The organism is Amycolatopsis sp. NPDC004747, from assembly GCF_053601335.1.
This window is the reverse complement of sequence record NZ_JBSGBQ010000009.1, coordinates 17,227-42,842: the sequence shown is the minus strand read 5'-3', so window position 1 is coordinate 42,842 and position 25,616 is coordinate 17,227. Positions and strand designations below refer to the sequence as shown.

General features: G+C 71.8%; 28 protein-coding genes and 1 pseudogene. 16 read left to right on the top strand and 13 right to left on the bottom strand.

All coding sequences use genetic code 11. The features are described 5' to 3' along the window. Positions 1–32: 32 nt before the first annotated feature. From ACWEGE_RS16180 to ACWEGE_RS16145, 8 genes and pseudogenes are all read left to right on the top strand, one after another. A complete protein-coding gene (locus tag ACWEGE_RS16180) occupies positions 33–1,454 on the top strand; it encodes a fumarylacetoacetate hydrolase family protein (protein ID WP_449661228.1) in 1,422 nt (473 codons plus the stop codon). After that, positions 1,436–2,104: a GntR family transcriptional regulator gene (locus ACWEGE_RS16175; RefSeq protein ID WP_449661227.1), complete on the top strand. Its 669-nt coding sequence runs from the start codon at positions 1,436–1,438 to the stop codon at positions 2,102–2,104. The genes ACWEGE_RS16180 and ACWEGE_RS16175 overlap by 19 nt, the downstream gene beginning before the upstream one ends. Positions 2,105–2,121: 17 nt before the next feature. Further along, complete coding sequence (gene dapA / locus ACWEGE_RS16170; protein ID WP_449661226.1) at positions 2,122–3,069, top strand: 4-hydroxy-tetrahydrodipicolinate synthase; 948 nt, start codon at positions 2,122–2,124, stop codon at positions 3,067–3,069. Then, complete coding sequence (hpaE, locus tag ACWEGE_RS16165) at positions 3,066–4,571, top strand: 5-carboxymethyl-2-hydroxymuconate semialdehyde dehydrogenase (protein ID WP_449661225.1); 1,506 nt, start codon at positions 3,066–3,068, stop codon at positions 4,569–4,571. Before dapA ends, hpaE begins: the two co-directional genes overlap by 4 nt. Beyond that, a complete protein-coding gene (hpaD, locus tag ACWEGE_RS16160; protein WP_449661224.1) occupies positions 4,568–5,611 on the top strand; it encodes a 3,4-dihydroxyphenylacetate 2,3-dioxygenase in 1,044 nt (347 codons plus the stop codon). Before hpaE ends, hpaD begins: the two co-directional genes overlap by 4 nt. A gap of 119 nt (positions 5,612–5,730) precedes the next feature. Then, positions 5,731–7,218 carry an APC family permease gene (locus tag ACWEGE_RS16155; protein ID WP_449661223.1) on the top strand — a complete coding sequence of 496 codons (1,488 nt, stop codon included), beginning with the start codon at positions 5,731–5,733 and terminating at the stop codon, positions 7,216–7,218. Next, a pseudogene (locus ACWEGE_RS16150) lies at positions 7,107–7,811 on the top strand (MoaF C-terminal domain-containing protein); the annotation flags it as partial. The gene ACWEGE_RS16155 and the pseudogene ACWEGE_RS16150, both read left to right, overlap by 112 nt. 50 nt (positions 7,812–7,861) lie before the next feature. Beyond that, on the top strand, positions 7,862–8,050 hold the full coding sequence (locus ACWEGE_RS16145) for a hypothetical protein (RefSeq protein WP_449661222.1): 189 nt from the start codon (positions 7,862–7,864) through the stop codon (positions 8,048–8,050). 10 nt (positions 8,051–8,060) lie between these two features. Here the strand turns inward: ACWEGE_RS16145 and ACWEGE_RS16140 are convergent, their stop codons facing one another. The 3 genes from ACWEGE_RS16140 to ACWEGE_RS16130 are packed head-to-tail and all read right to left on the bottom strand — an operon-like array spanning position 8,061 to position 9,917. Beyond that, a complete protein-coding gene (locus tag ACWEGE_RS16140; RefSeq protein WP_449661468.1) occupies positions 8,061–8,234 on the bottom strand; it encodes a tautomerase family protein in 174 nt (57 codons plus the stop codon). Positions 8,235–8,256: 22 nt separating this feature from the next. After that, positions 8,257–9,033: a 2-keto-4-pentenoate hydratase gene (locus tag ACWEGE_RS16135; protein WP_449661221.1), complete on the bottom strand. Its 777-nt coding sequence runs from the start codon at positions 9,031–9,033 to the stop codon at positions 8,257–8,259. Further along, entirely contained in the window at positions 9,030–9,917 is an 888-nt protein-coding gene (locus ACWEGE_RS16130; RefSeq protein WP_449661220.1) for a VOC family protein, read from the bottom strand. The genes ACWEGE_RS16135 and ACWEGE_RS16130 overlap by 4 nt, the downstream gene beginning before the upstream one ends. Before the next feature lie 107 nt (positions 9,918–10,024). Between ACWEGE_RS16130 and ACWEGE_RS16125 the strand changes: the two genes are divergently transcribed. Genes ACWEGE_RS16125 through ACWEGE_RS16110 form a run of 4 tightly spaced genes read left to right on the top strand, consistent with a single transcriptional unit; the run spans position 10,025 to position 14,015 of the window. Then, on the top strand, positions 10,025–10,690 hold the full coding sequence (locus ACWEGE_RS16125) for a class II aldolase/adducin family protein (protein ID WP_449661219.1): 666 nt from the start codon (positions 10,025–10,027) through the stop codon (positions 10,688–10,690). Between the two features lie 13 nt (positions 10,691–10,703). Next, a complete protein-coding gene (locus ACWEGE_RS16120) occupies positions 10,704–12,002 on the top strand; it encodes an MFS transporter (RefSeq protein ID WP_449661218.1) in 1,299 nt (432 codons plus the stop codon). Continuing rightward, entirely contained in the window at positions 11,999–13,420 is a 1,422-nt protein-coding gene (locus ACWEGE_RS16115; protein ID WP_449661217.1) for an aldehyde dehydrogenase, read from the top strand. The genes ACWEGE_RS16120 and ACWEGE_RS16115 overlap by 4 nt, the downstream gene beginning before the upstream one ends. A gap of 19 nt (positions 13,421–13,439) precedes the next feature. Continuing rightward, positions 13,440–14,015, top strand: a complete 576-nt coding sequence (locus ACWEGE_RS16110; protein WP_449661216.1) for a PadR family transcriptional regulator — start codon at positions 13,440–13,442, stop codon at positions 14,013–14,015. A gap of 3 nt (positions 14,016–14,018) precedes the next feature. On the opposite strand, the gene ACWEGE_RS16105 is transcribed toward ACWEGE_RS16110, so the two are convergent. The 8 genes from ACWEGE_RS16105 to ACWEGE_RS16070 form a co-directional block, all read right to left on the bottom strand. After that, entirely contained in the window at positions 14,019–14,768 is a 750-nt protein-coding gene (locus ACWEGE_RS16105) for a FadR/GntR family transcriptional regulator (RefSeq protein WP_449661215.1), read from the bottom strand. A gap of 36 nt (positions 14,769–14,804) precedes the next feature. Beyond that, positions 14,805–15,458: a type 1 glutamine amidotransferase gene (locus tag ACWEGE_RS16100; protein WP_449661214.1), complete on the bottom strand. Its 654-nt coding sequence runs from the start codon at positions 15,456–15,458 to the stop codon at positions 14,805–14,807. Then, on the bottom strand, positions 15,451–16,455 hold the full coding sequence (locus ACWEGE_RS16095) for a carbon-nitrogen hydrolase family protein (RefSeq protein WP_449661213.1): 1,005 nt from the start codon (positions 16,453–16,455) through the stop codon (positions 15,451–15,453). The genes ACWEGE_RS16100 and ACWEGE_RS16095 overlap by 8 nt, the downstream gene beginning before the upstream one ends. A 1-nt stretch (position 16,456) precedes the next feature. After that, positions 16,457–17,890 (bottom strand): glutamine synthetase family protein, encoded by a 1,434-nt coding sequence (locus tag ACWEGE_RS16090; RefSeq protein ID WP_449661212.1) that lies wholly within the window; start codon positions 17,888–17,890, stop codon positions 16,457–16,459. Positions 17,891–17,915: 25 nt separating this feature from the next. Then, a complete protein-coding gene (locus ACWEGE_RS16085; protein ID WP_449661211.1) occupies positions 17,916–18,392 on the bottom strand; it encodes a DUF1097 domain-containing protein in 477 nt (158 codons plus the stop codon). Between the two features lie 89 nt (positions 18,393–18,481). After that, positions 18,482–19,519 (bottom strand): trans-sulfuration enzyme family protein, encoded by a 1,038-nt coding sequence (locus ACWEGE_RS16080; RefSeq protein WP_449661210.1) that lies wholly within the window; start codon positions 19,517–19,519, stop codon positions 18,482–18,484. Positions 19,520–19,673: 154 nt separating this feature from the next. Beyond that, complete coding sequence (locus ACWEGE_RS16075; protein ID WP_449661209.1) at positions 19,674–20,576, bottom strand: pyridoxamine 5'-phosphate oxidase family protein; 903 nt, start codon at positions 20,574–20,576, stop codon at positions 19,674–19,676. Between the two features lie 4 nt (positions 20,577–20,580). Next, positions 20,581–20,961, bottom strand: a complete 381-nt coding sequence (locus ACWEGE_RS16070; protein ID WP_449661208.1) for a hypothetical protein — start codon at positions 20,959–20,961, stop codon at positions 20,581–20,583. A 119-nt stretch (positions 20,962–21,080) separates the two neighbouring features. Between ACWEGE_RS16070 and ACWEGE_RS16065 the strand changes: the two genes are divergently transcribed. Further along, entirely contained in the window at positions 21,081–21,989 is a 909-nt protein-coding gene (locus ACWEGE_RS16065; RefSeq protein ID WP_449661207.1) for a PDR/VanB family oxidoreductase, read from the top strand. Here the strand turns inward: ACWEGE_RS16065 and ACWEGE_RS16060 are convergent. After that, on the bottom strand, positions 21,986–22,552 hold the full coding sequence (locus ACWEGE_RS16060) for a TetR/AcrR family transcriptional regulator (protein ID WP_449661206.1): 567 nt from the start codon (positions 22,550–22,552) through the stop codon (positions 21,986–21,988). The two genes, ACWEGE_RS16065 and ACWEGE_RS16060, sit on opposite strands and share 4 nt — an antisense overlap. Positions 22,553–22,587: 35 nt before the next feature. Then, positions 22,588–22,944 carry a MerR family transcriptional regulator gene (locus ACWEGE_RS16055; protein ID WP_449661205.1) on the bottom strand — a complete coding sequence of 119 codons (357 nt, stop codon included), beginning with the start codon at positions 22,942–22,944 and terminating at the stop codon, positions 22,588–22,590. 58 nt (positions 22,945–23,002) lie between these two features. Between ACWEGE_RS16055 and ACWEGE_RS16050 the strand changes: the two genes are divergently transcribed. The 3 genes from ACWEGE_RS16050 (at position 23,003) to ACWEGE_RS16040 (ending at position 25,469) form a co-directional block, all read left to right on the top strand. After that, positions 23,003–24,193 carry an MFS transporter gene (locus ACWEGE_RS16050; protein ID WP_449661204.1) on the top strand — a complete coding sequence of 397 codons (1,191 nt, stop codon included), beginning with the start codon at positions 23,003–23,005 and terminating at the stop codon, positions 24,191–24,193. Between the two features lie 42 nt (positions 24,194–24,235). Further along, positions 24,236–24,955: a mycothiol-dependent nitroreductase Rv2466c family protein gene (locus ACWEGE_RS16045; protein WP_449661203.1), complete on the top strand. Its 720-nt coding sequence runs from the start codon at positions 24,236–24,238 to the stop codon at positions 24,953–24,955. 373 nt (positions 24,956–25,328) lie between these two features. Further along, complete coding sequence (locus tag ACWEGE_RS16040) at positions 25,329–25,469, top strand: hypothetical protein (protein ID WP_449661202.1); 141 nt, start codon at positions 25,329–25,331, stop codon at positions 25,467–25,469. Positions 25,470–25,616 lie beyond the last annotated feature (147 nt).

Genomic DNA, 25,616 nt, shown 5'->3' with positions numbered 1-25,616 from the left:
TACTTTTTCCCGACCGGCAGGCAGGACCACCGATGACGCCTCTCCCGCAGCGGCCCGGCAAGATCATCGCGCTGCACCTCAACTACCGCTCCCGCGCCGCCCAGCGCGGCCGGGTACCGGAGCAGCCGTCGTACTTCCTCAAGCCCCCGACGTCCGTCGCGGCGAGCGGCACCGCCCTCGAACGGCCGGCGGGCACCGAGCTGCTGGGTTTCGAAGGCGAGATCGCGCTCGTCATCGGCCGCACGGCCCGCCGCGTCCCGCCCGAAGAGGGCTGGGCGCACGTCGGCGGCGTCACCGCGGCCAACGATTTCGGCGTCTACGACCTGCGGTACGCCGACAAGGGCAGCAACCTGCGCGCCAAGGGCGGCGACGGCTTCACCCCGCTCGGGCCGTCGGTCCTGCCCGCGGCCGGGCTCGACCCGGCGGCCCTGCGGCTGCGGACCTGGCTCAACGGCGAACTCGTCCAGGAGGACACCACCGCCGACCTGCTCTTCGGCTTCGGACGGCTGGTCGCCGACCTCTCGCAGCTGATCACCCTCGAACCCGGCGACGTCGTCCTGACCGGGACGCCTGCGGGAGCGTCGGTCGCGGTCCCCGGCGACGTGGTCGAAGTGGAGGTCGACGGCGGCGGCCACACCACCGGCCGGCTCGTCACCCCGATCACCGAGGGGACCGTCCCCTTCGGACCGTACGGTGCTCTCCCCCGCGTCGACGAACAGCAGCGCGCGGACGCGTACGGGACCGCCGAGCCGCCGTTCGAGCTGACGGCCTCCCTGAAGCAGCGGATCGAATCCGTCGGCACCGCCACGCTGTCGGCCCAGCTGCGCAAGCGCGGGTACAACGCCGTGTCGATCGACGGGCTCACCTCGACCAGGCCCGGCGCCCGGCTGACCGGCCGCGCGCGGACCCTGCGGTACCTGCCGTACCGCGAAGACCTGTTCAAAGCCCGCGGCGGCGGCTACAACGCCCAGAAGCAGGCGATCGACCGCCTCGGCCCGGGTGACGTCCTGGTCATGGAGGCCCGCGGCGAACGCGGCACCGGCACGGTCGGCGACATCCTCGCGCTGCGGGCCCAGGTGCGCGGCGCCGCCGGGATCGTCACCGACGGCGGGGTCCGCGACCTGGCCGCGGTGTCCGCTTTGGACATTCCCACCTACCACGCCGGGGCGCACCCGGCGGTGCTCGGCCGGCGGCACGTGCCGTGGGACGTCGACGTCGCCATCGCCTGCGGTGGCGCCGCGGTCCGCCCGGGCGACGTCATCGCCGGCGACGGTGACGGCGTCCTGGTCATCCCGCCGGACCTCGTCGAAGAAGTCGTCGACGCGGCGATCGAGCAGGAGCTGCAGGAGACGTTCATCGCCGAGCGGGTCGCCGACGGCGAGCGCGTCGAAGGCCTCTACCCGATGGACGAGCACTGGCGCGGGAGGTACGCGGCATGGCGCGCGAAGCGGTGAACGGCACCACGATGAGCAAGTCGCGGATCGCCTACGAGTGGATCAGGGCCCGGATCGCCGACGGCACCTTCTCCCCCGGCTACCGCTTGGTCCTCGGCCAGCTCGCCCAGGAGCTCGGCGTCAGCGTGGTGCCGGTCCGCGAGGCGATCCGGCTGCTGGAGGCCGAGGGCCTGGTGACCTTCGAGCGCAACGTCGGCGCCCAGGTCGCGATGGTCGACGAGAGCGAGTACCAGCACACGATGCAGACCCTCGCCCTGGTCGAGGGCTACGCCGCCGCGCTCGCCGCGCCGGTCCTCCCGCCGGGCACGCTGGCGAAGGCCCGCGCGCTGAACGCCGAGCTGGCCGGCTGCCTCGGCGACTTCGAACCCGCGAGGTTCACCGGCCTCAACCGCGACTTCCACGCCGTGCTGTTCGAAGCCTGCCCCAACCCGCAGGTCCTCGACCTCGTCCGCCGCGGCTGGGACCGGCTCGGCCGCCTGCGCAGCTCGACGTTCAGCTTCGTGCCCGGCCGCGCCCGCGAGTCGGTCGCCGAGCACGAAACCATTCTCGGCCTGCTCGAACGCGGCGCGCCCGGTCCGGAGATCGAACAGGCCGTCCGCGCCCACCGGCTGGCCACCCTGGACGCCTACCTCGCCTACCGCCGCCACTGACGCACGAAGGGAAACCCATGCGCTTCCGCTCCGACCCCCGGGCCGTCCGCGGGTCGATCGCGCCCCTGATGACGCCGTTCACCGCCGAGGGGGCCGTCGACCACGACGGCCTGAAGAACCTCGTGCGCTGGCAGCTGGCTTCGGGCACGCACGGCATCTCGATCGGCGGCTCGACCGGCGAGCCCGGGTCCCAGACGGTCGCCGAGCGCGCCGAGGCGATCCGGACGGTGGCGGCCGAGGTCGGCGACCGCGTCCCCTTCGTCCCGGGTACCGGCTCGGCGAAGCTCGACGAAACCCTGGAACTCACGGCGGCCGCGCGCGAGGCCGGGATCGACGCGGCCCTGGTCATCACGCCGTACTACGCGCGGCCGACCCAGGACGCGCTGTTCGTCTGGTACCGCACGGTCTGCCGCGAGTTCCCGGACCTGCCGATCGTCGCCTACAACGTCCCGAGCCGGACCGCGGTCGACCTGGCACCGGAGACCGTCGCACGGCTGTACCGCTCGTGCGACAACTTCGCCGGGATCAAGGAGACGACGAAGGACTTCGAGCACTTCTCGCGCGTGCTGCACCTGTGCGGCCGCGACCTGGTCGTGTGGTCCGGGATCGAGCTGCTCTGCCTGCCGCTGCTGGCCCTCGGCGGCGCCGGGTTCGTCAGCGCGACGGCCAACATCGCCCCGGCCGCGTGCGCCGAGATGTACGAAGCCTGGCAGGCCGGTGACCACGAACGGGCGCGGGAGATCCACTACGGCCTGCACCCGCTGGTCGACCTGCTGTTCGTCGAAACCAACCCGGCGCCGGGGAAGTGGGTGCTCGAACAGCGCGGGCTGATCGCCTCCGGGCACGTCCGGCCGCCGCTGATCCCGCCGACCGAAGCCGGCCTCGCCCGGATCAAGGACCTCATGGCCGAAGGCGCGCGGTACCTCAGCCCGGTCGAAGGCTTCTCCCTGGAAGGAAAGGCATGACCCACCACGTCCCGGAAGGACTGCCGGGCGAGCTCAAGCACTACATCGGCGGCGAGCTCGTCGACAGCGTCTCGGGCAAGACGTTCGACGTCCTCGACCCGGTGTCGAACACCCCGTACGTGACCGCCGCGGCGGGCCAGGCCGAAGACGTCGACCGCGCGGTCGCGGCGGCCCGGAAGGCGTTCACCGGCGGCCCGTGGCCGCGGATGCTGCCGCGAGCACGGGCGCGCGTGCTGAACAAGATCGCCGACGCCGTCGAAGCCCAGGACCGGCGGCTGGCCGAGCTGGAGACGTTCGACACCGGCCTGCCGATCACCCAGGCGCTCGGCCAGGCCCAGCGCGCGGCCGAGAACTTCCGGTTCTTCGCCGACCTCGTCGTGGCCCAGGCCGACGACACCTACCAGGTGCCCGGGCGGCAGGTGAACTACGTACACCGCAAGCCGGTCGGCGTCGCCGGGCTGATCACGCCGTGGAACACACCGTTCATGCTCGAGAGCTGGAAGCTCGCGCCGGCGCTGGCCTCGGGCTGCACGGTGGTGCTCAAGCCGGCCGAGTTCACGCCGCTCTCGGCGAGCCTGTGGGCGGGGATCTTCGCCGAGGCGGGGCTGCCGGACGGGGTGTTCAACCTCGTCAACGGCTTCGGCGAAGAAGCGGGCGACGCCCTGGTCAAGCACCCGGACGTGCCGCTGATCTCGTTCACCGGCGAGACCACGACCGGGCAGACGATCTACCGCAACTGCGCGGCGCACCTCAAGGGCATGTCGATGGAGCTGGGCGGCAAGTCCCCGGCGATCGTCTTCGCCGACGCCGACCTCGACGCGGCACTGGACTCGACGCTGTTCGGCGTGTTCTCGCTCAACGGCGAACGCTGCACCGCGGGCAGCCGCATCCTGGTCGAGCGGCCGATCTACGAGGAGTTCTGCGCGCGGTACGCGGAACGGGCCGCGAACATCGTCGTGGGCGACCCGCACGACCCGGCCACCGAGGTCGGCGCGCTGGTGCACCCCGAGCACTACGACAAGGTCATGCGCTACGTCGAGCTGGGCAAGACCGAGGGCCGGCTGCTCGCCGGCGGCGGTCGTCCGTCCGGTTTGGACAGCGGGAACTACGTGGCGCCGACGGTGTTCGCCGACGTCCCCCCGACCGCGCGGATCTTCCAGGAGGAGATCTTCGGCCCCGTCGTCGCCCTGACGCCGTTCGACACCGAGGCCGAAGCCCTCGCGCTCGCCAACGACGTCAAGTACGGCCTGGCCGCGTACCTGTGGACGGCCGACCTGACGCGGGCGCACACCTTCGCGCAGTCGGTCGAGGCCGGGATGGTCTGGCTGAACTCGCACAACGTCCGCGACCTGCGGACGCCGTTCGGCGGGGTCAAGGCGTCCGGCCTCGGCCACGAAGGCGGCTACCGCTCCCTCGACTTCTACACCGACCAGCAGGCCATCCACGTCTCACTCGGGCCGGTGCACACGGCACGGTTCGGCGCCGGGAAGGAAACCGCATGACCGCCACCCCGCCGGACGTCATCCGCTGCGCGTACGCCGAACTCGTCGTCACCGACCTGGCCGCGTCACGGGCGTTCTACGTCGACGTGCTCGGGCTCGTCGTCACCCACGAAGACTCGTCCGCCCTGTACCTGCGGGCCTTCGAGGAGTACCTGCACCACTCGCTGGTGCTGCGCAAGGGCCCGGAACCCGCGCTGGGCGTGCTGGCCTACCGGGTGCGGACCCCGGCGGACCTCGAGCTGGCCGAGGCGTACTACCGCGAGCTCGGCTGCCCGGTCTCCCGGCGACCGGCCGGCGCCACCCGCGGCATCGGCGAGGCGGTGCGCGTGCTCGACCCGCTCGGGTTCCCGGTCGAGTTCTTCCACGAAGCCGAGCACGTCGAGCGGTTCACCCAGCGCTACGACGTCCACGGCGCCGGCGCACTGTCGCGGCTGGATCACTTCAACCTCGACACCCCGGACGTCCCGGCGGCCCGGAAGTACTACGAGGGCCTGGGTTTCCGCGTCTCGGAGGACATCCAGGACGACCAGGGCACGGTGTACGCGGCCTGGATGTTCCGCAAGCCGACGGTCCACGACGTGGCCCTGACCGGCGGCGACGGCCCGCGGCTGCACCACATCGCGTTCGCCTCGCACGAACGGCACCAGATCCTGCACATCTGCGACCACCTCGGCGCGCTGCGGAAGTCCGGGATGATCGAGCGCGGGCCGGGCCGCCACGGCGTGTCGAACGCGTTCTACCTGTACCTGCGCGACCCCGACGGCCACCGCATCGAGCTCTACACCCACGACTACTACACCGGCGACCCGGACAACCCGGTGATCACCTGGGACGTCCACGACAACCAGCGCCGCGACTGGTGGGGCAACCCGGTGGTGCCGAGCTGGTACACCGACGCGTCGGTCGTGCTCGACCTCGACGGGCGCGTCCAGCCGGTCGTCGAACGGGCCGAGCCGCGCGAAGCCGACGTCACCATCGGCGCGGACGGCTTCTCCTACGCGTCCGGGCAGGCGGAATTCAAGCTCGGCGAGCAGGTCTGACCCCGAGCCGGTCGCGCAGGGACAAGGACCGCGCACGCAAAGGCAAGCCGCGAGAGGGCCGAGAACCCATACTTCCGGTCCAAGCCGACCGAAGATGGTCCCGTCACCAAGGAGCAGCCATGAGCGGATCGGGTCCCGGGCAGGACAGCACCTCGCTCGCCAAGAACGTCCTGGGGGTGCCCGGCATCGTGTTCCTGGTGCTGGCCGCGGTGGCGCCGCTGACCGGGATGGTCGTGATCGCGGCCATCGGCATCGCCGTCGGCAACGGCGGCGGCATGGTCGCCGCGTTCGTCCTCGCCACGGTCGTGCTGCTGCTGTTCGCCGTCGGCTACGCCCAGATGTCGAAGGTCCTGACCAGCGCGGGCGGTTTCTACGCCTTCGTCGTCAAGGGCCTGGGCAGGACCATGGGCCTGGTCGCCGGGTTCGTCGCGATGCTCGGCTACAACTGCTTCGTCGCCGGCGCCATCGGCACCAGCGGGTTCTTCACCGGCACCGTCCTCAAGGACGTCTTCGGCGTGGACCTCGACTGGATCGTCTGGAGCGCGGTCTCGGTCGTGCTGGTCTTCCTGCTCAGCCGGCGCGGCATCGACGTCAGCGCGAAGGTCCTCGGCGTCTCCCTGGTCCTCGAGGTGTCCATCCTGCTGGTCATGGACTTCAGCGTGCTGTTCCGGCACGGCTTCTCCTTCGCCGTCTTCACCCCGTCCGTCATGGTCCAGGGCGCGAGCGGGCTGGCGTTGCTGTTCGCCGCGAACGCCTTCATCGGCTTCGAAGCGACCGCCCTGTTCGGCGAAGAAGCGAAGAACCCCAAGCGGACGATCCCGCGGGCGACCTACGTCGCCATCGGCTTCATCGGGGTCTTCGCCGCCTTCACCACCTGGGCCGTGGTCACCGCGATCGGCGTCGCGCAGGCCCAGGACGTCGCCACCGCGCACCTGTCCACCGGGGACCTGGTGTTCTCGGTGTCGCGGGACTACCTCGGCGACGTGCCGACCAAGGTGATGATGCTGCTGCTCGTGGTCAGCCTGTTCGCGGCCCTGCTGGCCCTGCACAACTCGGCGACCCGCTACCTCTACGCCCTCGGCCGGGTCGGCGTCCTGCCGCGGCTGCTGGGCCGCACCCGCGCCCGCACCGGCGCACCCCAGCACGCCGCCCTCGCCCAGCTGGTCTTCGGCTCGGTGGTGGCGCTGCTGTTCCGGCTCGCCGGCCTCGACCCGGTCGCCGACCTGACGGCCAGCATGACCGGCTTCGGCACGCTCGCCATCCTCGCCCTGCAACTGCTCGCGGCGCTGGCGATCCTGGTCCACTTCCGCCGCACCCGCGACCCCCGGCTCACCCGGACGCTGATCGCGCCCGGCCTGGGTGCGGTGGGCCTCGGGCTCATCGTGACCCTGGCGATCGTCAACTTCCCCACCCTGGCCGGCTCCAGCAACGGCGTCGTCCCGCAGCTGCCCTGGCTGCTCCTGGTCGTCGCACTGGCCGGGCTGGTGGTCGCCGCGTGGCTGCGCAAGCGCCGCCCGGCCGTCTACCAGGCCCTGGCCGCCGACCTCGAACGCGAACCGGCCGCCACCGCCGAATCCGCGGAACACACCATGGAGGAAACCTCGTGACCGACCTCGCCGACACCGCGAACTGGCTGCCCCTCAACGGGCTCGAACCCGGCTTCGACGCCAACAAGGCAGAGCCCTCGACCGCGCTGGCCGACCGCGAAGTGGTGGTCACCGACGACCGGGGCACCCGGATCACCCACCGCTTCGGTGCCGGCACGGTCGGCTGGGACTACGTCCCCGGCGCCACCGACCCGCTCCCGGCGGCCACCGGGAAGGACCACTACGAAGCCTTCGACGTCGCCGAAGGGCTCGTCTACGCGCAGTTCCACCACACGCACGAGCCGGCCGAAGCGGTCAGCCTGTTCCTCGACTTCACCACCGGGCACACCCTTTCGGTGATCACCACGATCGCCGGGCCGGAGCCGGGCCGGACCCGCGTCCGGCAGGCGTTCGTGCCCGGCCACCTCGACGGAACACCGGTCAGCGGGCCGGCCCCGGCACCCACGACCGCGCTGATCGGCCGGCGCGCGCTGTGGGTGTACAGCGAGGAGCACGCCTACGAACACGTCTACCTCAGCCCGCAGTGGTACACGTGGCAGTGCCTCGCGGGGCCGGAGCGCGGCCTGGCCGACACCGACGAAAACACCGTGTACCAGCTGCGCCCCGGCATCTACGTCTTCACCTGGCGGGAGAAGGTGATCCCGTGCGCCGCGTCACCGTGGCCGACCACCGCAACGCCCACGACCTGCGCTCCCACGGGGCGTTGTTCGGCTTGGACGAGACCGGCCGGGACACCACGCACTTCACCTTCGGCGCGTTCGGCCGCCTGCTCAGCACCACCGTCCACCCCGCCCACCTCGACCCGGCACTTCCCTGGGGAGACCGTTCATGAGCACGTAGCTTCAGGGTGCGGCTCGTTCCGCCAGCGTCTTTCCCCCCGAACTCCAGTGTTCCGGTGGTACTTCGGTCAGCAGTACGCGGATGGACGCGTCGGGGGCGCCGAGGCTGTCGCGGACTGCGTCGTGCACCGCGGCCAGACAAGCGCGCAGCTGCTCCGGCGTGCGTCCCTCCGCCACGGTGATCTGCACGAGCGGCACGTCAGCCTCCCACTTCGATCCGGCCCAGGGATCCGAAGGTCGCGGTCACGACGGTGCCTTCGGGAATCGGTACGGCGTCGGTGATCCCGCCGGTGAGCACGAGCCAGCCCGCGCGCAGGCGGTGGCCGCGGCGGCCCAGCTCGTTGGCGGCCAGCGCCAGCGCCTGGGCCGGGTGGCCCTGAACGGCGGCGGCGGTGGCCGTGTCGACGACGGTGCCGCCGACGGAGATCGTGCACGCCTCGGCGGACAGGTCCCAGCCTTCCGGCGGGCGGCTGATCGGGCCGGTCACGAACGCGCCCGAGGAGGCGTTGTCGGCGACGACGTCGGGCAGGGTGAACCGGAAGTCGCGGTAGCGGCTGTCGATCAGCTCGACACCGGCCAGCACGTGCTCGACCGCGGCCAGGGCGGTGGGTGCGGTGACGCCGGGCCCGGCGAGGTCGCGGCCCAGGGTGAAGACGATCTCCGGTTCGGCCCGGGGGTGGATCAGCGACGGCACGGGCGCACCGGTGGGGAGCACCATCGCGTCGGTCAGCCACGCCGTGATCGGGCTGGCGACACCCATCCGCTCCTGCTTGGCCCGCGAGGTCAGGCCCAGCTTGACACCGATCAGCGTCTCGCCGCGCGACAGCCGCAGCCGCAGGGTTTCGTCCTGCACGAGGTGGGCGGTGGCCAGGTCCAGCTCCGGCCACTCGTCGGTCAGCGGCTCGCCGTCGGCTCGGGCGTCTTCCCGCTCGAGCAGGATGCGGGCCGCGCGCTCGACGGTCCAGGGGGTGCTCATACGCGGTCTCCCGAGTGCAGCTGCGGTTGCGAGGTCGTGCGGGCCGTCGGGCCGCGCCACAGGTCGATCGAATCCGGTTCGGCGGGGTCGAAGTAGCGGGGCCGCCACGCCGCTTCGTCGGTGATCAGCCGGCCGCCGTAGGAGTATTCGTAGGTCAGGCCCTCGGGGCCCTTGAAGTACAGGAAGATCGCGCCCGACTGCGGGTGCCGGCCGGGGCCCATCTCGATCTCGACGCCGCGGTCGACGAGGAAGTGCCAGTTGCGCATGACGTCGTCGATCGACTCGACCTGGAAGTTCAGGTGGCACAGGCCCGGTCCGTCGCCGCGGAACACGGCCAGCTTGTGGTGCACCGGGTCGATCCGCATCAGGCAGGCGCCGTCGCCGATCCAGTCCGAGGCGCGGGCGTTGAACCGGGTCGACCAGAAGCGGTACGCCTCGCGGACGTCCGGTGCGTCCAGGCACAGGTGACCGAACTCGGTGATGCCCGCGGTGCGGCCGAACCGCACCGGGCGCGAGACCGTCGCTTGGTCCACCACCAGTTCCACGACGTTGCCCGCCGGGTCGTCGAACGTCAGGTAGTCCCGCACGTGCCGCTCGGCCGCGCCGGCGGGATCACCACGCACGACCCGGGTGCCGTGGGCTTCGAGTTCGGCTTCGGCGGCGGCCAGCCGGTCCTCGTCGGCGACGGTGAAGGCCGTGGCCAGCACCCCGGCCGCACCTTCGACGAAGGCCAGGCAGTGGTGGCGTGAGTCCGCGCGCAGCCAGGCCCGGCCCGGAGCCTGGGCGGTGAGTTCCAGTCCGACGATGTCGACCGCGAAGTCCACGGCGGTGGCCAGGTCCGCGGTGCCCGAGCGCACGTAGGCGATGTCCTGCAGCTCGATCATGCCCGTCCCTTCGATCCCCGGAAAACGATCAACCAACCATACAGGTATCTGAATACTGGTTCAATAGTTCTTGACAGGTATACAGATACCTATAGATAGTTGCGAGCATGACAAGCGCGCAGCTCGCCGCCGAGCTGGCCCGGGCCGGACGCGTTCTGGCCACCGCGGGCCTCGTCACGGCTTTCGGCCACGTCAGTGTCCGCACCGCGGGCGACAGCCTCCTCATCACTCCGCCGCGCCCGCTGGGCGAGCTGGACCCCACGGTCCCCGACAGCGTCACGCTTCCGCTCGTCGGCGCCGCCTTGCCCGGATCGGCGCCGAAGGAGGCGTGGTTGCACACCGCCATCGCTGCGGCCCGGCCGGACATCGGTGCGATCTGCCGCGCCCAGCCCCACGCCGTGACCGCCGCGGCCGCCGCCGGTCTGCGGCTCCAGCCGCTCCACGGCCAGGGCTCCCTGCTCGGCCCCGCGGTCGCCGTGCACCAGGACCCGCGCCTGGTCCGCGACCGCGAGCGCGGGCTGGCCGTGGCCGAGAACCTCGGCCAGAACTTCACGTGCGTACTGCGCGGCAACGGAGCCGTGACCGCCGGCGCCACGATCGGCGAAGCCGTGGCCCGCATGTGGATCCTCGAGGAAACCGCGCGGCTGACGCTGGCCGCCGCGGCCGCCGGCACCCCCCGGCCGCTCACCGGCGACGAAGCCGATGCCTGGCGCGCCACCGGATCCGAACTGCTCGACCGCTTGTGGCAGCACCTTCGTTCCACAGTGTCGTGAAAGGACGATCGACATGACCGCACACCCCGCGCGCCGCTTGTGGACGGTGTTCCTGCTCTGCGCGCTCGCCGTCGCCTTCGACGGCTACGACCTGGTCGTCTACGGCACCACCGTGCCGGCGTTGATGGCGCAGTGGCACATCGGCCCGGCGCAGGCCGGGACGCTCGGCAGCTACGCGCTGATCGGGATGCTGCTGGGGGCGTTGCTGACCGGCACGCTCACCGACTACGTCGGCCGCCGCCGCATGCTGCTGCTGTGCGTGACGTGGTTCTCGGTGTTCACCGTGCTGTGCGCGGCGGCGCCGTCGCCGGAGGTGTTCGCCGTGCTGCGCCTGCTCGGCGGGCTCGGCCTCGGTGGCCTGATGCCGACCGCGGCCGCGCTGGTCGTCGAGTACGCGCCACCGGGCCGGGCCAACCTCACCTACGTGATGATGCAGTCGGGCTACGCGGTGGGCGGCATCCTCGCCTCCGCGCTGGCGATCCCGCTGCTGCCGGTGGCGGGCTGGCGGGTGATGTACCTGATCGCCGCCGTGCCGGTGCTCGTGGTGGTGCCGCTCGGCTGGAAACTCCTCCCGGAATCCCTGGAGCACCTGGTGCTCACCGGCCGCACCGATGAGGCGACGCGGCTCGCCGCGGCGCTGGGCCGTCCGGTGCCGCAGCTGCAGCGCCCGCAGCGCCGGTCGTGGACGGCCGCGCTGCGCGGGCTCGTCGCGCCGGGACAGCGCGCCGGAACGCTGCTGCTGTGGGCCACGGCGTTCTGCGCGCTGCTGACGGTCTACGGCATGAACACCTGGCTGCCGCAGATCATGCGCCAGGCCCACTTCTCCCTCGGCTCCGCGCTGACCTTCCTGCTGGTGTTCAACCTCGGCTCGATCGCCGGTTCCTTCGCCGGGGGCCGGGCGGCGGACCGGTTCGGCTCACGGCCGGTGATCGCGGTGTCGTTCCTGCTCGCCGCGGCCGGCATCGGGCTGCTGCTGACCCGGCCACCGACGATCGTGCTGTACGTGCTGATCGCCGTCGCGGGCTACGGCACCATCGGCACCCAGAACCTGCTCAACGTCCACATCACCCGGCACTACCCGGCGCGGTTGCGCGCGGCCGGGGTCGGCTGGGCCCTGGGCGTCGGGCGGCTCGGCGCCATCCTCGGGCCGCCCCTTGGCGGGTTCGTCCTGGCCTCCGGCGCGGGCTACCAGTGGAACTTCGTCCTCTTCGGCGCGGCCGCCCTGCTCGGCACGGCCGCGATCACCCTCGTCCCGGCCCGCAGCCCCGAACCGCACCCGGTTCGGACCGAATTCAAGGAGCGCACCGCGTGAAGATCGACCACGTCATCGGCGGCGAAGTCATCGGCTCGGCCACGGGCCAGACCTACGACGACATCGACCCCTACACCCGCGAGCCCTACGCGGTGGTGGCCAAGGCCGGCGCCGCCGACGTCGACGCCGCCGTCACGGCCGCGCGGCGGGCCTTCGACACCGGGCCGTGGCCGCGGCTGGGGTTCGAGGAGCGCGGCCGGTTGCTGCACCGGCTGGCCGACCTGATGGAAGTGCACGCCACCGAGCTGGCCGAAGCCGAAAGCCGCGACATGGGCAAGCCCGTCGGCGCCGCGACCGGCCACGACGTCCCGCGCTCGGTGCAGAACTTCCGGTTCTTCGCCGACCACGCCCGGCTCGCCTCGGCCGAGGCGTTCCCGTCCGACAACGGCCAGCACGTCTACACCCGCTACGAGCCGGCCGGGGTGGTCGCGGCGATCTCGCCGTGGAACTTCCCGCTGATGCTGGCGACCTGGAAGATCGCACCCGCGCTGGCGTGGGGCAACACCGTCGTGCTGAAGCCGGCCGAGGACACCCCCGCCTCCGCCGCTCTGCTCGGCCGTCTCGCCCTCGAGGCCGGGCTGCCCGACGGCGTGGTCAACGTGGTGCTCGGCTTCGGCGACGCCGGGGCCGCGTTGACCCGCGACCCGCGGGTGGACCGGATCACCTTCACCGGCTCTTCGGTCACCGGCCGTGCGGTGGCCAAGGCGGGCGCCGAGCGGCTCGCGCCGGTCAGCCTCGAGCTCGGCGGGAAAGGCGCCAACGTCGTGTTCGACGACGCCGACCTCGACAACGCCGTCCCGTGGGCGATCCGGGCGGCGTTCGGCAACACCGGCCAGGTCTGCCTGGCCGGGTCGAGGCTGTTCGTGCAGCGCGGGGTCCACGACGAATTCCTCGCGCGGTTCACGGCCGCGGCCGAGGCGATGCAGGCCGGCGATCCGAGCGCCCCGGGGACCGAACTGGGTCCGCTGGCCGGCGAGAAACACTTCCGGAAGGTCGCCGGCTATCTGGAGCCCGAAGCGCTGCGCGGTGCGACCGTGGTCACCGGGGGCCTTGACCACGACTGGTTCGTGCGCCCGACCGTGCTCACCGACGTGCCCGCCGGCGCCCCGGTGCAGACCGACGAGATCTTCGGCCCGATCGTCACCGTGACCCCGTTCGACACCGAGGACGACGGCGTCCGCCTGGCCAACGCCACCCCGTTCGGGCTCTCGGCGATGCTGTTCACCGAGAACCTCAACCGCGCCCACCGCGTCGCGGCCCGGCTGCGCAGCGGCAACGTCTGGGTGAACTGCTTCTTCGTCCGCGACCTGCGCGCACCGTTCGGCGGGATGGGCGACTCCGGTGTCGGCCGCGAAGGCGGCACGTTCAGCCGGGAGTTCTTCACCGAGCCCAAGACCGTGTCCGTTCTGGTGCGCTGAGGCCGGTTAGGATCCGGGTATGTCGCTCCAGCACGCCCTGCTGGGCGTGCTGGAGGCACGTCCGATGAGCGGGTACGACCTCGTCCGCTTCTTCGACAGCTCCACCGGCTGGGTGTGGGCGGCGCCGCAGAGCCAGATCTACCCGACGCTGCGGCGCATGGAACGCGCGGGCCTGATCACCGGCGACGACGAGCAGCGCGGCCCGAAGCTCACCCGGACCGTGTACTCGATCACCGCCGAAGGCCACGACGAACTGCTGGCGTGGCTGGGCACCCCGCACGACCCGGCGCCCCCGCGCGACCCGTTTCTGCTGCAGGCGCTGAACTTCGAAATGATCGACGCCGAACGGGCCCGCGAGGTCCTGGACGCGTTCATCGCCGACCAGGAGAAGGCTGCCGAGGAGGCCGAGGCCCACCGCGACCGCCTCCTCAACAAGGAAACCGACCTGCTGCGGGAGCGGCTGACCCGGCGCGATCCGGCCGACCACGACCGCATCGCGCGGCTCAAGGCGCACGTCTTCGAGGGCGTGGCCGCCGTGGCCCGCACCCGCGCGGAGTGGGCCCGCGAAGGGCAGCGTCTCCTCGACGGCGACTAGCGGCTACGTGCGGCCCCCGGCCACGTGGGGTTCCTTGACCTGGCCCTCCTGCACGAGGGAGTCGGTCGTGCTCACCAGGTGAGCGAGCATCGCGTCGGCCGCGGCGGCCGGCTCTCCCGCCCTGATCGCCTCCGCGATCCCGCGGTGATCCGCCAGGGACGCACCCGGCTGGCCCGAGCGCGTCAGCGAGGTCGCCGACGTCCGGTCGAGGGCCTGGCGCATGCTCTCCAGCAACCCGATCAGGATCGGGTTGTGCGACGCCGTCGCGACGCCGCGGTGGAACCGGCGGTCGCCCGCCAAGCCGGGCTCGCCCGCGGCGATCTCGCGCTCCATCTCCTCGAGCGCGGACTCCAGTTCCGCCAGGTCCTCCGGGGTGGCGCGGAGGGCCGCGAGGCGCGCGCACTGCGTTTCCAGCGCTTGACGGGTCTCCCAGATCGCCGGGTGGTCGAGGTGCGTCGCGACCAGCTCGGCCGCGAGCGACGGGATCACGTCCTCGGGGCGGCGGACCAGGTAGATGCCGTCGCCGTGGCGGACCTCGACTTCGCCGCGGGCCCGCAGCGCGGTGATCGCCTCGCGGATCGAGGACCGGCCGACCGACAGGGCCTTCGCCAGGTCCCGTTCGGTCATCAGCCGGTCGCCGGGCTGCAGCTGGTTGACGTCGATGAACTCGCGCAGCCGATCGCTGACCTGCTCGTACAGCGGCCTGCGGTCCACCGGGCGGATGGGCGCCACACCGCGCCGTTCCTCGGTCATGCCACTCCCACGACAGCAGGTGATCAGGTGGTCTGATCATACCCGGAAGAAGCGGGCGTACAGCCGGCCCGCGGCTTCCGTGGCGTCGGGCAGGTGCTTCGCCGTGTCCGCGAGCAGTGTCGCGCGTTCGCCGCCGGCCTCCGCCAGCAGCTTCAGCCGCCGGTCGCTGTCCATCCACCGCTCGAGCTGCTCCCGCGTGACCTCGGGGTGGAACTGCACCCCGAGGTGCGGCCCCGAACGGAACGCCTGAACGCAGGAGCCGGCCGCCAGGACGGTGGCCGCCGGCGGGGCGGTGATCTCGTCGCCGTGCCACTCGAACCAGGTCCCGTCGAGGTCCGCCTCGGACGAGCCGACCGCGGTCCACCCGCGTTCGATCGCCGCCGCCCGGCGCACCTCGCCGCCGAGCACCTGCGCCAGCAGCTGCGCGCCGAAGCAGATCCCGAACACCGGGGTGCCCAGGGCCATCGAGGCGCGGACGAACTCCCGCTCCGCCGCGAGCCACCCGACCGTCTCGTCGTAGGCGGCTTCCCGGCTGCCCAAGACCACCAGGGCGCGCCACCGCCGCGGGGTCGGCAGAAGACCGGCCGACACGTCGACGAGCTCCCACCCGACACCGTGGTCGCTCAGCCACGTCCCGAGGTTCCCGGGTCCCGCGTCCTCCTGGTGCTGCAGGACGAGGACGTCAGTCACGAGGACTCCCCTCGACGAACGCGACCGCCTCCCGGCGGGTGCGGTTCACGGTCACGGAGAAGACATCCGGCCTGCTGTAGTGGCCGGTCGGGTCGAACGTCAGCCGTTCGCGGCCGACGGCGCGCAGGTCGAGGTCCGCGATCACCAGGCCCTCTTCACCGCGGACCGGCTCGACGAGCCAGGTCCCGTCGGGGGCCGCGACGGCCGAGCCGCCGTCGAACGGCATCCGCGCCGAGTTGTCCCGCAGCTGGGCCGCCAGCGGGAAGTCGTCCGGGACGTCGTCGACGGTCAGGATCCCCGCCGCCGCGACGGCGAACACCCGGCCCTCCATCGCGGTGAAGCGGGTGACGTCGCGGCTGACCTTGCTCGCGCCCGGCCAGGTGCCGAAGTGGACCTGTTCCCCGGCCGCGTAGAGGGCGTGCCGGGCTTGGGGCATCCAGTTCTCCCAGCAGTTCAGGCCGCCGACCCGGGCCGGGCCGACGGCATGGGTGCGCAGCCCGGCCCCGTCGCCGTGGGCCCACACCAGGCGTTCGTCGTAGGTGGGGACGAGCTTGCGGTGGTGCCCGGCGAGGCCGTCTTCGGGGGTGATCGTGAGCAGCGTGCAGTACACCGAGCCGCTCGCCGGTCCCCGGCCGCGCTCGGTGACGCCCACCAGCAGCGTCAGCCCGAAGTCGGCCGCGACCGCTTCCAGCTCCCGCTGCTCGGGCCCGCCGACCTCGATGGCGGAGTCGAGGTAGTAGGCGTAGCAAGCCTTCTGGGCCGCGTCGTCGAAGTTGGCGCCGTGGGTGCGGGTGAGCCAGAAGGGGTAGCCCGACAGGTAGGTTTCCGGAAACGCCAGCACCTTCACGCCCTCGGCGGCGGCGAGCTGCGCCGCCTCGGTGAGCCGTTTGAGGCGGGCACCGACGTCCAGCCAGGGCCCGCCGAGCTGGGCGGCGGCCACGGTGATCGTCGAGCGGGGGTCGGGGTCGGGCAGGCGGGCGCCGGCCAGCACGCGCACGTCAGTAGACCTCGAAGTATTCACGCTGTTCCCAGTCGGTGACGGCGGCGTTGAAGCGGGCGACTTCGTGCCGCTTGATGGTCGCGAGGTACTCGACGAACGGGTCGCCGAGCTCGGCGCGCAGCACGCTGCTGGCGGCGAACAGCTCGACGGCCTCCTGCAGGCTGCCCGGCAGGGGCTCGGCGTCGGCCCGGTACGGCTCGTCGGCCGACGGGCCGGGGTCGAGCTTGTTGCGCAGGCCGTCGCGGCCGCTGATGATCTGCGAAGCCAGGTAGAGGTACGGGTTCGCGGCGGGCTCGCCGGCCCGGTTCTCGAGGTGGGTGTTGGCGTCCCCGCGGCCGCCGGCGACGCGCACGAGTGCACCCCGGTTCTCCTCCGCCCAGGCGATGCGGTCGGGCGCGAACGAGTCGGGCCGGTAGCGCTTGTACCCGTTGACCGTCGGGGTGCTGAGCACCGAGCAGGCCTTGGCGTGTTCGAGCAGGCCGGCCATCCAGTGCCGGCCGGTGTCGGAGAGCGCTTCCTCGGCCGAGCCGGCGAAGGCGTTCGCCACGTCGGGTCCGCTCAGCGACTGGTGCAGGTGCCAGCCGTTGGAGAAGGCGTTGGGGAAGGCCGGGCGGGACATGAACGTGGCGTGGTAGCCGTTGCGGCGGCACAGCTGCTTGACGGCGCTGCGCAACAGGATGGCCGCGTCGGCCGCCTGCAGGCCGGACATCGGTTCGAAGGTGAACTCGGTCTGCCCCGGCCCCCACTCGTCCTCGACGGTGGCCAGCGGCAGTCCCAGCGCGACGACGTTGTCGCGCAGGATGTCGAGGATCCCGGCGATCTCGTCGCCGCGGTTCTCGGTGAGGTACTGGAACCCGTGGGAGACGGCGCTGACCGTGGGCGGGTCCGGCGGGTAGCCGCACGACTCGAACGACAGCCGCGGGTCGTCGAGCTGGGTGAGGTAGAACTCCAGCTCGATGCCCGCGACGAAGTCCCACCCGTCGCCGGCGAGCCGGTCCAGCTGGGTCTGCAGCACGCCGCGGGTGTCGAACGGGACGACCTCGCCGCTGCGGTAGTGCAGGTTGCTGAGGATCCAGCCGGTCTTGTCCAGCCACGGCAGGACGCGGAACGTCCCGGGGTCGGGCACGAGGACGCCGTCGGGCAGGCCGGTCAGGCGTGGATCGCCGAAGCCGTCGGCCGCGAACGGCGGGACCGCGGGGTTGTTGGTCGTGTCGAAGATCAGGGTCGCGGTCTGGAAGTCCTTGCCGTTGCGCAGCACGGACAGGAAGTGTCCGGCCTCCAGGGTCTTGCCGCGGAGGATGCCGTGCTGGTCGCCCCAGCTGATCCGGACCTGCCGCAGGCCGAGTTCCTCGACCCGGGCCGCGACGCGGTCGGCCTGCTCCTGCTGTTCGGCGGTCCACAGCCGGTGGCGTTGGATGAAGGGGGTGCTCATCTTCGTCTCCTCGTAGGTCAGGTGGTCAGACCACTTCGGGTACAGCGGAACCGGGCCGGGCCCTGCGCACGAGCTGCGCGGCCGCCCACTCCGAGGCGATGCCGAGCCCGACGCCGATCACGAACGCGACCGCCGTGGTGAGCACGTCCACGCCGGTGCCGAACAGCGACGCGGCGCCCAGGAAGGCCGCCGGGATGAACGAGAGTGGCGCCCACCCCGCCTGGACGCACATCGCGAAGGCGATCACCGCGACCGCCACGGGCAGCGCGCCCGCCCAGCCGCCGAGCAGGCCGGCACCGAGGACGCCCAGCCAGCCCCAGGCGATGCCGGACACCCCGGCGGCCGCCGTCTTCACCAGGCCGGTCCCCTTGCCGCCCGCCGCGAAGAACGCGGCCCACGAGACCACGGCCACCCACGTCGGCAGGCCGGTCAGCTCGCTGACCCAGGTCCAGAGCCCGGCCAGCAGTCCCACGGTGATCCCCGTGGCCGTCAAAGCGCGCACGTCGTCTCCTCGCATCGAAGTGGATGGAGCAGGTCATCTGGTGGTCTGACCACTGGACCACGTCAGCATGACCAGGCGCGTTCCCCGTGTCAAGCGAGCGCCGAGCCGAGTTCGGCCACGAGGTCGCCGGGCTCCTCGATGCCGACCGACAGGCGGACCAGCCCTTCGGTGATCCCGAGGACCTCGAGGTCCTCGGGCGGCAGCGACCGGTGCGTGGTCGTGGCCGGGTGGACGAGGGTCGTGGCGACGTCGGCGAGACTCGGCGACAGCGGGATCGCCGGCCCCAGCCGCCGGATCAGCTCGTCGACGGCCGGGCGCCCGCCGGCGAGTTCGAAGGAGAGCATGCCCCCGGTCCCGTCGGGGAAGAGCCGCGCGACCACCTCGGCGTGCGGGTGGTCCGGGCGGCCCGGGTGGTGCACCCGGGTGATGGCCGGGTGCCCGGCGAGGAACTCGGCGACGGCCGTCGCGCCGCGGGTGTGCGCGCGCATCCGCAGCGGCAGGGTTTTCAGTCCCAGCAACGCCATCCAGGCGTCGAACGGGCCGAGCGTCGCGCCGAGGTGGACGACCGACCGCCGGATCCGCCCGACGAGGTCGGCGCGGCCGGCGACGATCCCGCCCATCGCGGCGGAGTGGCCGCCGAGGTACTTCGGGATGCTGTGCCACACCAGGTCCGCGCCGTGCTCGAGCGGGCGGGGCAACGCCGGGGTCGCGAACGTCGAGTCGACGGCGAACGTGACACCGGCCGCGGCCCGGGCCAGCGCCGGCAGATCCGGCACCCGCATCGTCGGATTGGTGAGGGCCTCGACGAGCAGGAGCCGGGTGCGGGAGGTGAGGGCACGCTCCACCTCGGCGAGGTCCGTGCCGTCGACCAGGGTGACGTCGATGCCGAGCCGGGGCAGGTCGGCCTCGAGAAGGCTGCGGGTGCCGCCGTAGGCGTTGCGGTCGGCCACGACGTGCCCGCCCGTCTCGACCAGGGCCGTCACGATCCCCGTCAGCGCGGCCATCCCGGAGGCGGTCGAGACGGCGTCGGCGGCACCTTCGAGGTCCGCCACGGCCTCCTCGAGCACGTGGCCGTTGTGGTGACCGAAGCGGTAGTAGACGTTGCCGTGGTCCTCACCGTCGAGCACGCGGTGCAGCGACGCGAGGTCCGGAAGGCGTGCACGGTGCTCTGGTACAGGGCGGGCACCAGCGGCGGTGCCCCGCCCGGCCGGGTTTGGGTGCCCGCGCGTGCGGCTCGGGTCGCCGGGTGGGTACTGGTCATCGTCACCGTCCATGGTGGTCTCAGTTGAAGCGGGAGTACTTCGGTGCCGACCACCCGCTGGGGAACGAGTGCTCGGTCCGGATTGCTTCGGCGATCCGGAAGACCGTTTCCTGGCCGGTGGCCGGTCCCCCGGTGGGGTGCGCCGCGCGGCGCACCTCCGCCGTGCCGGTCAGCTGCAGGGTCGCGCCCGTCTCCCAGTCCGGGAAGAGCAAGCCGGCGCGGGGGTTCACGCCGAGGTTGCCCGCGGTCATCATCATCGCGTTGCCCACGTAGTCCGGCCAGCGCAGCTCGGCCGGCGAGACGACGTCGACGAAGCCGGGGTTGCCGCCCTTGTGCGAGACGTCGACCCCGCCGTCCACCGCGGTGGCGACGAAGAACGTGTCGGCGGCCGCCACGAGCGCCGCGTCACGCTCGTCCAGCGTCCCGGCGCGGGTTGCCACCGGCCGGAACTCCCCCGGCGCGTCGTCGGGCATGACGCGGGCCTGGATGTACTTGGGGCAGTTGCCGAACGCCTGGTGGACGTCGACTTCGCCGCCGCCGTCGACGGGCCGCCACCGGCCGTTGATCCGCAACCGCTTGCGCGCCACCAGGTCGATGGCCAGGGTGCCGACGTCGGTCTCGTCCCGCAGGACGTCGGCGAGGGGGTCGCCGGCGACCACGCCGGCGGCGGCCCGCAGGGTGTGCGGGCCGGCCGCCGACAGGAAGCCTTCCGGCCCCAGCAGGGTGCTCGCCCAGGGCCGTCCGTCGCGGTCCTGGGCGCCCAGCACCAGCATCCGCTGGCGGGTCAGGAAGCCGGACGCCCCGTGCGGGATGGCGTCGGAGATGATCGGCCGGACCCGCTCGGCCAGCTCGGCCGTTCCGGCCACCCGTTGCGCTTCGAGCTCGCCGGGGTGGAAGGCGAGCCGGTCGATGAGGTCGGCCACGGCGTCAGAAGGTCAGGACCGAGTAGCCGGACTGCACCAGTTCGCGGATGCTCGCGACGCCCGGGGTACCCGGCGCCTGGTTCTGGCTGATCTGCTTGATGTCCTCCCCCTCGACGCCCTCGGTCGCACCGAAGACGGTCGCGCAGCCACCCGAGGCGACCGTGGCGACCTGCTTCTTCACCGCGGTGTACAGCTCGTGCGCCGGGTGGTTCGCGTCGGCCAGCACGGCCGGCCAGCGGGTGCCCGCGCCCTGGAACAACACCAGCGCTTCCCCGCCCTGGGCGAACTCCCACGCGGTGGCCAGGGCGTTGAACACCCGGCCCAGTGCCTCTTCGGTGCCGGTCGACGGGTCGGACAGCACCACGACGGCGGTCTTGCTGCTCATGAACGTGCTCCTCGTTGCTCGGAAGGTCTGCGCCGCCATTTTTACCGTACGTTCGGTAATATACCAAAGTGTCCGTCCTCACACCGCGGTCGAACGTTATTTACCGTACGTTCGGTAATATGAATCTCGTCATCGACGCGCTGACACCCGCCGCCGCGGGCGTGCTCGCCCTGACCCTCGTCCCCGCCGACGGCCGTGAGCTGCCGCCTTGGCGCCCGGGCGCCCACATCGACGTGACACTTCCCCAGGGGCCGACCCGCCAGTATTCGCTGTGCGGCGACCCCGCCGACCGGTCGAGCTGGCGCATCGCGGTGCGGCGCGAAGAGGACTCGCGAGGGGGCTCGGCGTGGTTCCACGACCAGGCCACCGAGGGCATGACACTGACGGCCGGAACGCCGAGGAACCTCTTCGAGCTGCAGCCGGCGAAGGCCTACGTGTTCGTGGCGGGCGGCATCGGGATCACTCCCCTGCTCCCGATGATCGCCGAGGCCGAGCAGGCGGGTACTCCGTGGACCCTCTGGTACGCCGGGCGGACCCGGTCATCGATGGCCTTCATCGACGAACTCGCCCGGTACGGCGACCGGGTGCACCTCGCGGCGAGCGACGTCGGTGACCGCATCCGGGTCGCCGACGTCTTGGGGTCACTCGACCGCGACGTGGCCGTTTACTGCTGCGGTCCCCATTCCCTGACCGCGGCGGTGGAGGACGCCTGCGAACCCGGCAGCGTGCACGTCGAGCGCTTCACCGCCGGAACCGTCCCAGCGGACGGCGGCTTCGACGTCCACTGCGCACTGTCCGGAGTGGACGTCCGCGTCGAGGACGGCACCACGGTCCTCGACGCGCTGCTGGAAGCGGGGGTCGAGGCCGACTACTCGTGCACGCAGGGGTTCTGCGGCACCTGCGAGACCCGCGTGCTCGAGGGCGTCCCGGACCACCGCGACGACTACCTCGACCACTCCGCGGCGCCGGACACGATGATGATCTGCGTGTCCCGCTCCCGGTGCCCGAAGCTGGTGCTGGACATCTAACGCTTCGGCGGCATCAGCAGCTTCGGCAGGTCGGCGACGGCCTCGGCGAAGGCGTCGGTTTCGCCCAGCACCCGCGCCAGCACGAGCGCCCCCTCGATGCGCAAGAACGCGTCCTTGGCGGCCCGCGCGGCCTGCTTGGGCGTCCGCCCCGCCCGGCGCGACGCGTCGGTCATGGCGTCGACCCACGTCTTCCCGAGGTCGCGGGCGTGGTCACGCAGCTTCGGCGGCGTCCCGGCCAGCGTCATGGTGTCGAGCACGCACGACAGCGCTCCCGCGCCGTAGAAGTCACCGAGCCGGCGAGCGGTCTCCTTGATGCCCTTGGCGACGTCGGCGTCCTCGCGCATCGGGGCCAGGATCCACAGGAACCGCTCCCCCACCGCGGTCAGGACCGCGTCGGCGATCTCCTCCTTCCCCGCCGGGAACCGGTGGTAGAGGCTCGCCCGCTGCAGCCCGGTCGCGGCGGACAGGTCACCGATGGCGGTGCCGTCGAAGCCTTTTTCGCGGAACACGGAGACCAGGAGGTCGAGCAGCTGGGCGTCGTCGATGGAGGGAGGGCGTGCCATGCCGCCCACTTTACCGAACTTTCGGTAAAGAAGTACTACCGCTCCCCGACGACGGCGTCCAGGTAGTCGTCGATGGCCCGCAGGTTCTTCTGCAGGCCGTCGAGGCGCTCGGCCATCCGGGCCCGCTCCTGCCGCACCCGGTCCACGAAGTCCGGTGCCGGGTAACAGGAATTGGCCGCCTCGGCCAGGCACGGCAGCACGGCCCGGATGATCTCGGTCGTCAGGCCCGCGTCCAGCAGGCTGCGGATCTGCTGCACCCGCTCGACCTGCGGCTCCTCATAGGACCGGTAGCCGTTCTCCTCACGCGTCGGCTCGATCAGGCCCTGCTGCTCGTAGTACCGCAGCAAGCGGGCGGAAACCCCGGTCCGCTCCGACAGCTCTTTGATCCGCATCACACCTCCCAGCAGGCTGCTTGCTCTCACACTGATGTCAAGGTTCGAGTCTAAACACGTGACCACCAAACAAATCAACGTTCCCCGCACCTCACCGGCGGAACGCCTTCCGCTCCCCCCGCTGATCGCCCTCTTCACCGCCGGCTTGATCACCACCCTGACCGAAGCGCTCCCGGCCGGTGTGCTGCCGCAGATGAGCCGCGCACTGGACGTGTCCGAATCCGTGGCAGGCCAGACGGTGACGATCTACGCGGTCGCGACCCTGCTGACGGCGATCCCCGTGACACTGGCCACCGCGTCGTGGCCGCGGCGCCACTTGTTCCTGACCGCACTCGCGGGATTCGTGCTCGCCAACCTCGTGACCGCAGTCTCCCTCGACTTCACCACCACCCTGGCGGCCCGGTTCGTCGCGGGCGCGTCTTCCGGGGTGGTCTGGAGCCTGCTCGGCGGCTACGCGGCACGGCTGGTCGGCCCCGGCCTGAAAGGCCGCGCGATGGCCTTCGCCATGGCCGGCACCCCGGTGGCACTGTCCCTCGGCGTCCCCGTCGGGGCGTACCTCGGCAAGGCCGTCGGCTGGCAGCTCACGTTCGGCGCGGTCACCGCGCTGACCGCGCTGCTGATGCTCTGGACCGGGTGGACGCTGCCGAACTTCCCCGGCCGGACGGCCGAGGACCGGATCCCGCTGCGGCGCGTTCTCCGGCTGCGCGGCCTCCGCACGGTGCTCGTCGTGACGGGCGCGTTCGTGCTCGCGCACACCATCCTCTACACCTACATCGCGCCGATCCTCGGCGACGTCGGGCTGGCCGACCAGGTCCAGTGGATCCTCCTCGACTTCGGCATCGCCTCGATCGCGAGCATCTGGCTGACCGGCGTGCTGATCGACCGGCACCACCGCCGGCTCGTCATCGTCAGCACCCTGCTCTTCACCGTGGCCGCCGCCGTGCTGGCCATGGCCACTGCCAACCCGGTCATCGACTACGCCACCGTGGCGGCCTGGGGCCTCTCCTTCGGCGGCGCGGCCACCCTGCTGCAGTCGGCACTGATGCGAGCGGCGGGCACGCATGCCGACGTCGCCCAGTCGTCCATGGTGACCACCTGGAACCTCGGCATCGGCTTGGGCGGCCTGACCGGCGGCGCGCTCCTCGCCGGGTTCGGCTCCGGCTCCCTGATGATCGCCGCCGTCGCGCTCCTGGTGCCCACCGCACTCGTCGTGCTCTTCGCCCGCGGCCACGCCTTCCCGGCCCGCTGAAACCGCGGCGCGCCGGCCTGACCCCCTACCTAGGATCGTGACATGAACAGCGACATCAACTTCTACTTCGACCCGATCTGCCCGTTCGCGTGGATGACGAGCAAATGGATCCGGCTGGTCCAAGCGCAGCGGAACTACACCGTCGACTGGCGGTTCATCTCCCTGCGCCTGATCAACGCCCACCTCGACTACGACACGCACTTCCCGCCGGAGTACCCCGCCCAGCACACCGCGGGCCTGCGGCTGCTGCGAGTGGCGTCGGCGGTCCGGGAACAGCACGGCCGCGAGGCGATCGGCCCGCTGTACGCGGCTTTCGGCACGCGCATTTTCGAAGCCGGCTCCGACGAAGGCAAAACCCCCGGCTGGCAGGGCACTCCCGACCTCGCCGCCGACGCCCTCGCCGAGGCCGGCCTACCGACCTCGCTCACCGACGCGCTCGACGACACCTCACGCGACACGGAGATCCAGGCGGAGTCCGATGAAGCGCTTTCGCTGACGGGCAGGGACGTCGGCACGCCGATCATCCACTTCGAACCGCCGCACGGCGTCGCCTTCTTCGGCCCGGTGATCAGCCGGCTGCCGGACGAGGAGCAGGCCGGGCAGCTGTGGGACCACGTCGTCGGCCTCGCCCGGTTCCCCGGCTTCGCCGAGCTGAAGCGCAGCCTGCGCGAACGTCCCCAGCTGCCATCCTTCGGTGTAACGGCGCAGGGGCCGGGCATCACCGAAGACTGGCACGCCGGGAGCCGCCGGCTCAAGAAATAGTCGGAGCAAGGCACAGTGGACCGGTCGCGGGCTACGGGGCGGCCGGAGTCCACCGCCTGCCGGCTCGCCAACCACGGGGGTCGTTACCTGCTGGTACGGAAGGGTTGTCCGGCGAGCATCGGGCCCGCCGAGCCCGTCCGTGTCGAGCGCTGTCTCGCCGCCGCGCCGGCCGAGGTGGGCGGAGACCGAGGACGTCTGACCCTGCCGGACACCCATCGCCCCCGCGACGCTCCGCGCCTCCGGATTTGCTGCAACGTGTTATCATTTCTGCTGAGACATGCGTCACACCTCACCCGACCGGCAGAACTTCGAAAGCAGAAGCTGCCTCCCCCGAACCTTGCCCTTTCCCTCTTTCAGGCGGTTCTATGGGCGCATGTTGTCATCTGTCGCGCACACCCGAGGGGGTCTCCTCGCCGAGCTCGGCAACACAGCCGGCATCGAACTGCTGTCCTCCGCGAAGCACACGGTGAAGAACGTCCTGCAGGGCATGCGCACCCGGCACGGCCTGATCTGAATCCCGCCTTCGCCCCCGGCACACCACGACTTGCGCGGATCTCCACCGTGACCGCGGCGAATCCCGGATCGCCGCACGTGGTGGTCCGTTGCCGGCGACGCTTCACTCGGGGTGGCCGGGCCACGAAAGAAGGACAAGGGGTTCGGA

Coding starts and splice junctions, on each gene's coding strand:
- ACWEGE_RS16180 (WP_449661228.1), top strand. CDS start 33: ATGACGCCTCTCCCGCAGCGGCCCGGCAAGATCATCGCGCTGCACCTC.
- ACWEGE_RS16175 (WP_449661227.1), top strand. CDS start 1,436: ATGGCGCGCGAAGCGGTGAACGGCACCACGATGAGCAAGTCGCGGATC.
- dapA (WP_449661226.1), top strand. CDS start 2,122: ATGCGCTTCCGCTCCGACCCCCGGGCCGTCCGCGGGTCGATCGCGCCC.
- hpaE (WP_449661225.1), top strand. CDS start 3,066: ATGACCCACCACGTCCCGGAAGGACTGCCGGGCGAGCTCAAGCACTAC.
- hpaD (WP_449661224.1), top strand. CDS start 4,568: ATGACCGCCACCCCGCCGGACGTCATCCGCTGCGCGTACGCCGAACTC.
- ACWEGE_RS16155 (WP_449661223.1), top strand. CDS start 5,731: ATGAGCGGATCGGGTCCCGGGCAGGACAGCACCTCGCTCGCCAAGAAC.
- ACWEGE_RS16135 (WP_449661221.1), bottom strand. CDS start 9,033: ATGAGCACCCCCTGGACCGTCGAGCGCGCGGCCCGCATCCTGCTCGAG.
- ACWEGE_RS16130 (WP_449661220.1), bottom strand. CDS start 9,917: ATGATCGAGCTGCAGGACATCGCCTACGTGCGCTCGGGCACCGCGGAC.
- ACWEGE_RS16125 (WP_449661219.1), top strand. CDS start 10,025: ATGACAAGCGCGCAGCTCGCCGCCGAGCTGGCCCGGGCCGGACGCGTT.
- ACWEGE_RS16120 (WP_449661218.1), top strand. CDS start 10,704: ATGACCGCACACCCCGCGCGCCGCTTGTGGACGGTGTTCCTGCTCTGC.
- ACWEGE_RS16110 (WP_449661216.1), top strand. CDS start 13,440: ATGTCGCTCCAGCACGCCCTGCTGGGCGTGCTGGAGGCACGTCCGATG.
- ACWEGE_RS16105 (WP_449661215.1), bottom strand. CDS start 14,768: ATGACCGAGGAACGGCGCGGTGTGGCGCCCATCCGCCCGGTGGACCGC.
- ACWEGE_RS16090 (WP_449661212.1), bottom strand. CDS start 17,890: ATGAGCACCCCCTTCATCCAACGCCACCGGCTGTGGACCGCCGAACAG.
- ACWEGE_RS16070 (WP_449661208.1), bottom strand. CDS start 20,961: ATGAGCAGCAAGACCGCCGTCGTGGTGCTGTCCGACCCGTCGACCGGC.
- ACWEGE_RS16065 (WP_449661207.1), top strand. CDS start 21,081: ATGAATCTCGTCATCGACGCGCTGACACCCGCCGCCGCGGGCGTGCTC.
- ACWEGE_RS16060 (WP_449661206.1), bottom strand. CDS start 22,552: ATGGCACGCCCTCCCTCCATCGACGACGCCCAGCTGCTCGACCTCCTG.
- ACWEGE_RS16055 (WP_449661205.1), bottom strand. CDS start 22,944: ATGCGGATCAAAGAGCTGTCGGAGCGGACCGGGGTTTCCGCCCGCTTG.
- ACWEGE_RS16045 (WP_449661203.1), top strand. CDS start 24,236: ATGAACAGCGACATCAACTTCTACTTCGACCCGATCTGCCCGTTCGCG.
- ACWEGE_RS16040 (WP_449661202.1), top strand. CDS start 25,329: ATGTTGTCATCTGTCGCGCACACCCGAGGGGGTCTCCTCGCCGAGCTC.